Genomic DNA, 7,079 nt, shown 5'->3' with positions numbered 1-7,079 from the left:
ACCCCGACGACCTCTACCCGCCCCCGCCCCGTGCGCGCCAACCGCAGCAGCTCCGCCCACTCTTCCAGCGGCGCACCGCCACGAGCCATGCCGGTGTCGAGCTGCAGGTGCACGCGCACCGGATCCGCGGCATCCGCGATCAGCTGCCGCAGCTCTTCGACCGAACCGACCGCGATGTCGACGCGGTGCTCGGCTGCGGCGGCAGCGTCGACGCCGGAGGGGTTCAACCAGGAGAGGATCGGCACCGTGATTCCGGCGTCGCGGAGTGCGACGGCTTCGGCGACATCCGTGACCCCGAGCCAATCGGCGCCGGCGTCGACCGCGGCCCGCGCGACGGTGACGGCACCGTGCCCGTAGCCGTCGGCCTTGACCACGGCCATGATGCGGGCGGTCGTCGCGGCGCGCACCCGCCGCAGGTTCTCGGCGACGGCATCCGGAATCGTCTGCAGGGTCGGCGCGTGCAGGCGCGACAGGGTCACGCGCTCGGGGGTGAGAAGAGTGGTCATCGCTGCATCCTCGGGTCGGCGGTCGGGTCGGCGAGCATCTCGGGACAGCCGTCGTCGGCGGCATCCGGACGCAGTTCGTAGTGCCAGGTCTCGTTGGCGTAGATCTGGCAGAGCCCGTAGCGCCACCCCCGCTGGACGAGCCAGTCGAGCGCGGGCAGCGGGCCGAGGTCGACGGCGTCGCCGGTCACGTGCTCCGAAGTCTCGGGCGTGGCCACCCAGCGCCGCGCCTCGGCCTCCGAGCCGTATTGCACGATCGCGTCCTGCAGCATCCGCTCCTGCAGTGCCGGCGTGCGCCATCCGCTGTTCACCCGGAACGTGATGCCGTCGCCCTCGGCATCCGATGCCGCACGCTGCAGCGCCGCGAGCAGGGCAGGATCGAGGTTGCCGACCGCCACCCGGTCGACGTCGAACACGGTGGGCTGGTCACCGTCGCGGATCACGCCGTCGGCCTCGCTCGGGGCGATGACCGAGCCCGTGCCGACGCCGCCCTCGGCGGGCCGATCGGTGGGAACGGGGAGGGTGCCGGGACGTGCGGCGTCGGCGAAGGCCACGGACAGCGACTGCTGCACCGCGAACGCGACGACCACGGCGAGAGCGAGGGCGAGGGCGACGACGGCGAACCGACGGCGGCGCGCTCTCGGGGAGCGGGAGGTGGTGCGGGTGTTCATGCTTCCAGTGAAGAAGCACGCCGGTTGCGAGGGCGTATGCGCTTTTCCATATGCTCCCGATATGCCGCACTGCGTAGGATCTCAGCCATGCGTGTGCTGATCGTCGAGGACGAGCCCTACCTCGCCGAGGCGGTCCGTGATGGGCTGCGCCTGGAGGCGATCGCGGCCGACATCGCCGGCGACGGCGACACCGCGCTCGAGCTGCTGAGCATCAACTCCTACGACATCGCCGTGCTCGACCGCGACGTGCCCGGCCCGTCGGGCGACGACATCGCCCGGTGGATCGTGGCCTCCGGCAGCGGCATCCCGATCCTGATGCTCACCGCCGCCGACCGCCTCGACGACAAGGCGAGCGGCTTCGAGATCGGCGCCGACGACTACCTCACCAAGCCGTTCGAGCTGCGGGAACTGGTGCTGCGCCTGCGCGCCCTCGACCGCCGCCGTCAGCGTAGCCGCCCGCCGGTGCTCGAGGTCGCCGGGCTGCGGCTGGACCCGTTCCGCCGCGAGGTGTACCGCGACGACCGCTACGTCGCGCTCACCCGCAAGCAGTTCGCCGTGCTGGAGGTGCTGGTCGACGCGGAGGGCGGGGTGGTCAGCGCCGAAGAGCTGCTGGAGCGGGCCTGGGACGAGAACGCCGACCCGTTCACGAATGCCGTGCGCATCACGGTGTCGTCGCTGCGCAAGCGCCTGGGCGAGCCATGGCTGATCCTCACGGTGCCGGGAGTCGGGTACCGGATCGGGACGGATACCGATGCCTAGGCGCCGCGGGATGAGCGCCCGCCTCAAACTCACGCTGAGCTACGCGGTGATCGTGGTGGTGTCGGGAGGTCTGCTCCTCGCCGCGGTCGGGCTGTTCCTGCTGCGCTACGTGCCGGACACCGTCGACTTCTTCCCCAACCGCGGCGACCTCAGTCGGGCGTTCGTGCCGGTGGCCTCGATGGTCATGCTGGTGCTGCTCGCGTTCGGTCTCGGCGCCGGGTGGCTGCTGGCCGGACGGATGCTCGCGCCGCTCGACCGCATCGGCGACGCCGCCCGGCTCGCCGCGCAGGGGTCGCTGTCGCACCGTGTGGCGCTCGCCGGCCCCCGTGACGAGTTCCGCGATCTGGCCGATGTCTTCGACTCGATGCTCGAGCAGCTCGAGGCGCACGTCGCCGAGCAGCAGCGGTTCGCCGCGAACGCCTCACACGAGCTGCGCACCCCGCTCGCGATCTCGCAGACCCTGCTCGAGGTCGCCGAGGCCGACCCCGACCGCGATGTCGACGCCCTGATCGCGCGACTGCGTGAGGTGAACACCCGGGCGATCGAGCTCACCGAGGCCCTGTTGCTCCTGAGCCGCGCCGACCGCAGGACGTTCCCGCGCGAGATCGTCGACCTCTCCCTGCTCGCCGAAGGGGCGGTGGAGGCGCTACTGCCGCTCGCCGACCGCCGTGGTGTGGCCGTCGAGGTGGGCGGTGCGCCCGCGTCGGTGCTCGGCTCGTCGGCCCTGCTGCCGCAGCTGGTCACCAACCTCGTGCTGAATGCGATCGTGCACAATCTGTCGTCCGGAGGGGCCGTGGCCGTGCGCACGCACTCGACGCCGCAGGCGGTCGCGCTGGTGGTCGAGAACACCGGCGAGGTGCTGCCGGCGCATCTGGTGGCGACCCTTGTCGAGCCGTTCCAGCGGGGTGCCGAGCGCACCCGCGACGACGACCATGCCGGTGCGGGACTCGGCCTCGCGATCGTCGACCGCATCACCCAGGCGCACGGCGGCACCCTGGTGCTCACCCCGCGCGCGGACGGCGGTCTGATCGTGACGGTGTGGCTGCCGCATCCGTACCCGGCGGCCGCGCCCGCCTGACGCCCCATCCCTGCCGGGAGGGTCGAACCACCCCTTTCGGATCGAACCGGCCCCCTACGTGCGCACGTAGGGGGCCGGTTCGATCACAAGGGGGCGGCTCGGCTCCGGAACCTCAGGCCACGCGGGGGTCGCGCGTCGCGGCGAGCTCGCGGCCGAAGGTGCGGGCGTCGGCCTCGGCGTTCTCCTTGAGCTCGCGCGCGGTGTCGGCGAACGCGTCGAGCGCCGGGTTCACGCCGACGAGGGTGAACGGACGCTGCACGACGCGCAGGTCGAGGCCCCAGACGTCTTCGAGCACGCGGCGCAGCCAGCCGGTCGAGTGGTCCCAGCCCTCCTTGGGCGAGCCCGCAGCGTAGTTGCCACCGAGCACGGTGACGAGCGTCGCGGGCTTGCCGTTCAGCGCGGTGCCCGTCGGGTCGATGCGCGGGTCGGTGTAGGCCAGGTCGAACCAGGTCTTGAAGTGCTGCGAGACGCCGTAGTTGTACAGCGGCACGGCGAACAGCAGGGCGTCGGCACCGATCAGCTCGTCGGCGAACGAGGTCGCGAGCGCACGGGCATCGTTCTGCGCGGAGGTGCGCTGGGCCTCGTCGACGAAGCCGCCGGTGACGGCATCCGCCCAGGCGGTCGCGGGCACCGGGTCGCTCGCCAGGTCACGGCGGGTGACGGTCGAGTCGGGGTGGGACGCGGTCCACTCAGCCTCGACGAGGTCGGCGAGCGCGCGGCTGGCGGACGACGCGGGAAGGATGCTGGCATCCAGGCGGAACAGGGACATGGGCCTACCTCTCGTTTTCGTAGTCGCTAGCTTTTTATTAGCGACACTGGTTAACGTAGCACGGGTAGGATGGGCGCATGGCCGAGGTCGAAGAAGAACGTCAGGTGTGCGACGCCGCCGTCACACTGGCCTTCAGCGTGCTCGGCAAACGGTGGAACGGCATGATCGTATCCTCGCTCGGAGGCGGCCCTTCGACCTTCGTCGCGCTGCGCCGCGCGGTCGCCGGCATCAGCGACACCGTGCTCTCCGACCGCCTGGCAGAACTCTCCGATGCCGGTCTCGTCGCGCGCACGGTCGATGCCGGCCCGCCGATCACCGTGTCATACGCACTCACCTCCAGCGGCGAGGGGCTGCTGCCCATCCTCGACCAGCTCGGCCGCTGGGCATCCGCCAACCTCGCCGAGCGCGCGCACTGACGCGGACGTCGCCGCTCAGCGGATCTGCTGCGCCACCCGCAGGACGATCTCGCGGGCCATCGTCCGATGATCGTCGCTGACACTCGGCACGCGCAGCAGCACCTGGATTCGCGAGACCACGGTGGCCAACTCCGCCTTCTGCAGCACTCGCTGAGGCGGCAGTGCCAACAGCGCTCCCGCCTGCATGCAGAGCAGGCGGACCGCGAGGTTCGGATCGACGCGCTCCCACTCCGGCACCTGGGTCTTCACGGTCCCGAAGGAGCTCAGCGCCCCGTCGGCGTCACCCAGCTGCAGTTGGGCCTGCATCATCCGCGCGACATCGAAACCGACTTCACGATGCGCTTCGCCGTGCACCGCTCGATCGATCCGCGCCGATTCACGGTACGAATCCAGCGCACCACTGGCGTCGCCGGAGAGCAGCATGACATCGCCGAGCGCATAGAGCATGCTGGCGTGGTCGTCGCTGTCGGGCGCCGCCCGCCGCTGCAGATCGATCGCCTCACTCAAGGTGCGGCGGGCCTGCGTGAGCAGCCCGGCATCCGGCGGCTCCGCATCCTGCGCACGCAGGGTGAGCAGCCGGCCGAGATGCAGAAGGGGAAGCGCAGTGTGGCTGTGCGACTCGTGGTCCTCCCGGTAGATCCCGATCGATTCCTCCAGGGCCGTCGAGGCCTGCTCCAGCTGGCCGGCGGCGATCAGCGCCATGCCCAGATCGTTGAGGTCTCGCGCCACATGCAGGCTGCGCTCGCCTCCGACTCCCCGATCCAGCTTCACGGCACGTTGCGCGTATTCCACTGCCTCCCGGGGATGACCGGCCTCGATGCTGCTGCGCGACGCCATCGTCAGGAAGTTGCCACGCAGCTCCTCATCCGCCCGCTCGGCGAGCTCCAGATACCCTGCCACGCGCTCCGCGGCCGGCACATCCGTGAGGAAGAACTGATCATGGAGTGACTGCACGCCTTCATCGTCCGGCATCAGGCGCAGCGTCTCCGCGATGCTGCGCCGCGCAGCTGCCGGATCCCCCAGCGCCTCCTCCGCCCAGGCGATGGTCACATGCGCGGCTGCCCGCAGGTCGTCCGGTGCCGCCGCATCGGCCACCACCCGCTCCGCCGCCTGCTTCGCCTGACCGGATTCCCCCGCCAACAGGTGCACGCGGGCCTCGGATTGCAGGATGACCACCTGCGCGTCGGGACTCTCGTGCACGAAGGGAACCGCACGCGCCGCCTGTATCTGCCGGTAGGCGCCGCTGACCGAGCCCTGCTCCGCCAGCCGCTCCGCGAGCAGGATCCGGGCGACGACGCGTGACGCCCTCTGCGTTTCCAGCAGGGGGTCCACCGCGTCGATCACTGCGGCGAGGCCCGGGAGCAGACGACGCCCGGGCACATCGATGAGACCCAGCACCGCTTCGATGAGCAGGACGGCGGATCCCGCGCGCAACGGCCGCTCCGTGAGGTCGAGAACGACGGAGGCCGTGAGGGCATGGCTCTGGACGAGTGCCCCGCGGATGCTCACGACGCCGATGCCGATCAGCTCGCGGAACGCCTCGTCGATGCGGAGCTGCGCGTCTGTCTCTTCCGCGAAGGCCGTCTCGAACAGGCGCCGGGGTACGCCGCTGCCTCCGCTGACGGCCACCGCGACGAGCAGTTGCCACGCGAGTCCTCCGCGAGCGTCGTCGCGCACGGCGGCCAGGACGCCGACGAATCCGGCGGACTCCGGACGTCCGGCGAGGACGCGACTGGGGCTCGAGCGCATCAGGGCGACCAGGGATGCGACCGAGGTGCCGGTCTCTGCCACATATCCGCACGCCGTGGACACGATCAGGGGATTGCCCGCGCAGGCGCCGAGCACCTCGTCGACCTCGCCTTCCGAGACGTCGTCCGGAAGGCGGCGACGAGCGATTCCACGCAGGGTGGCGTCGTTCGCGCCATCGACCTGCACGACGGCATGCTTCGGGAAGGATGCGGCCGAGCGCGTCGTCACCAGAACCGTTCCGCTCTCGTGTTCGGCGGGAAGCAGCTCGCGGACGGTGTCGAACCCCGGAGCATCGTCCACGACGACGAGCCACCCGTCGCGACGGGCGAGGAGAGACCGGACCTGCGCCGGCAGGTCGCCCATTGGCTGCTCGCCGAACTCCTGCAGCAGCGACTCGCAGGCATCCAGAAGCAGCTGCGGCGTCTTGGCCGACACCCACCACACGAGTTCGAGGTCTTCGTGCGCACTCCACGAACGTGCCGTCATCTCCGCGAGGACGCTCTTGCCGGCTCCCTGCCCGCCCGCGATGACGGCGAGGCGATGCGCCGAGAGGGTCTCCTCCACGACATCCTGCTCGGGGCGCGCCACGGGCTGCTCGCTCAGGGGCAGGGTCGCGATGTTGGAGACGGCGCCCGAGGGGCTACGGGCGAACGTCGATGCGTTCTCCTCTCGCGCACCAGAGACCGTGTCGGCCGGCGCCGACCGAGCGAGCAGGAGCGGCAGGGCGAGCGCGCTGTCCGGCTGCCGTGCGGCTCTGTCGATCTCCTGCGCGAGCAGTCGGGCGGTCTCCTGCGCGAGTCGCGGGATGTCGACGGTCCGTTCGTCGATCACGTCGAGCGCGGGAAGCTCCTGACGGAATGTCAGAGACCAGCGATCGACACGGTCGGGCGCCGCCAACTGCGGGTCGTGCTGCGCGAGCAGCCGGTACGCCTGCTTCGGCCTCAGCGCGTCGGCGACCATCGACGCGGTCACGCCTCTGTCGTCGCGGTCCTGCTCGACGAAGGCCTGCCTCAGTGCCCGCGCGAAGCACGCGTGGAACTCGCGCTCCAGGGCGCCCCGACGCACCAGGGGCGCCGCGGCGCCGGCGATGCCCGCGACATTGGCAGCACCCGAGATCAGATCCACCCGTCGATG

At 71.0% G+C, this 7,079-nt stretch carries 7 protein-coding genes; 3 read left to right on the top strand and 4 right to left on the bottom strand.

Annotated elements, in window-relative coordinates:
• On the bottom strand, positions 1-506 hold a 506-nt coding region (locus HCX50_RS08705), incomplete at its 3' end, for an alanine racemase (protein ID WP_205828941.1).
• On the bottom strand, positions 503-1,174 hold the full coding sequence (locus tag HCX50_RS08700; protein ID WP_167633850.1) for a M15 family metallopeptidase: 672 nt from the start codon (positions 1,172-1,174) through the stop codon (positions 503-505). The genes HCX50_RS08705 and HCX50_RS08700, both read right to left, overlap by 4 nt.
• A gap of 87 nt (positions 1,175-1,261) precedes the next feature.
• Between HCX50_RS08700 and HCX50_RS08695 the strand changes: the two genes are divergently transcribed.
• Both HCX50_RS08695 and HCX50_RS08690 read left to right on the top strand, forming a co-directional pair.
• Positions 1,262-1,933: a response regulator transcription factor gene (locus HCX50_RS08695; protein WP_091032811.1), complete on the top strand. Its 672-nt coding sequence runs from the start codon at positions 1,262-1,264 to the stop codon at positions 1,931-1,933.
• A 10-nt stretch (positions 1,934-1,943) separates the two neighbouring features.
• On the top strand, positions 1,944-3,011 hold the full coding sequence (locus HCX50_RS08690; RefSeq protein WP_167633848.1) for a sensor histidine kinase: 1,068 nt from the start codon (positions 1,944-1,946) through the stop codon (positions 3,009-3,011).
• Between the two features lie 112 nt (positions 3,012-3,123).
• On the opposite strand, the gene HCX50_RS08685 is transcribed toward HCX50_RS08690, so the two are convergent.
• A complete protein-coding gene (locus HCX50_RS08685; RefSeq protein ID WP_167633846.1) occupies positions 3,124-3,780 on the bottom strand; it encodes an FMN-dependent NADH-azoreductase in 657 nt (218 codons plus the stop codon).
• 77 nt (positions 3,781-3,857) lie between these two features.
• Between HCX50_RS08685 and HCX50_RS08680 the strand changes: the two genes are divergently transcribed.
• Entirely contained in the window at positions 3,858-4,196 is a 339-nt protein-coding gene (locus HCX50_RS08680) for a winged helix-turn-helix transcriptional regulator (RefSeq protein WP_091032813.1), read from the top strand.
• Positions 4,197-4,211: 15 nt separating this feature from the next.
• On the opposite strand, the gene HCX50_RS08675 is transcribed toward HCX50_RS08680, so the two are convergent.
• A complete protein-coding gene (locus tag HCX50_RS08675; protein WP_167633844.1) occupies positions 4,212-7,070 on the bottom strand; it encodes a tetratricopeptide repeat protein in 2,859 nt (952 codons plus the stop codon).
• Between the last annotated feature and the right edge of the window lie 9 nt (positions 7,071-7,079).

It is taken from the genome of Microbacterium sp. B19(2022) (genome assembly GCF_012030385.1).
Classification (GTDB): Bacteria; Actinomycetota; Actinomycetes; order Actinomycetales; family Microbacteriaceae; genus Microbacterium; species Microbacterium oxydans_B.
The sequence above is the reverse complement of the archived record's forward strand: the minus strand, read 5'-3'. Positions and strand labels throughout refer to the sequence as shown.